General features: G+C 67.2%; 1 protein-coding gene. It reads left to right on the top strand.

Going from position 1 to position 848, the window contains the following annotated elements; genetic code table 11:
* Positions 1-100: 100 nt before the first annotated feature.
* Positions 101-848, top strand: a 748-nt coding sequence (locus tag ACXN5W_RS30370) for an IS630 family transposase (RefSeq protein ID WP_473161817.1), incomplete at its 3' end; no start/stop codon positions are given.

Genomic DNA, 848 nt, shown 5'->3' with positions numbered 1-848 from the left:
ACTAGTGCCCCGTCTTTGAATGTTGATCGTGTAATCCGTCGGTTCTGAGGACGGATCGGGCAGGCTGTCTCCCGAGGGTTTCGGTGGGAGGTGGTGGCCGGTGGGCAGGCGGCCGGAGGTGTTCGTTCGCCAGGTGTCGATGGTTGAGGGTCAGCGGCTGCAGCGGATTACCCGCACGGCGAAGGACCCGGTGAAGCTGCGGCGGGCGATCGTGGTGTTGATGTCGGCCCAGGGGCAGCCGGCGCCGGACATCGCCCACCTCCTCAAGGCCAGCGAGGACTACGTCCGAGATGTGATCCACGCGTTCAACGATCGGGGGTTCGACGCCCTGGACCCAAAATGGAGCGGGGGCGCACCGAGACGGATCGATGAGCAGACCCGTGACTGGATCTGTGTCATCGCCCGGTGCGACCCCCGGTTCCTCGGCCAGCCGTTCTCCTGCTGGTCGCTTGCCAAGCTGCGCGACTACCTCATCGCCGCCGGCTACGTCACGACGATCAGCGTCGAGACGATCCGGCGGGCCCTGCACGAACGCGGGATCTCGTGGCAGGCCACGAAGACGTGGAAGGCCAGCACCGACCTGGACTTCACGGTCAAGATGCGCCGGGTCCTGGACCTCTACGATCACCCACCCGCGGACGGGCGGGTGCTGTGTGTGGACGAGTTCGGGCCGCTGAACCTGCAACCCCGACCCGGCCGAGCCTGGCGTCCGCGGGCTCAGCCGGTGCGGCAGCGGGCGACCTACACCCGTGACCAAGGCGTCCGACACATGATCGCTGCCCTGGATCTGACCACCGGGCGCCTGCACTACCGCATCCGGGACCGAAAGCGGTGGCGGGAGTTCCTGA

This window comes from Plantactinospora sp. A48 (assembly GCF_055793945.1).
This window is presented reverse-complemented; position numbering and strand designations above follow the sequence as displayed.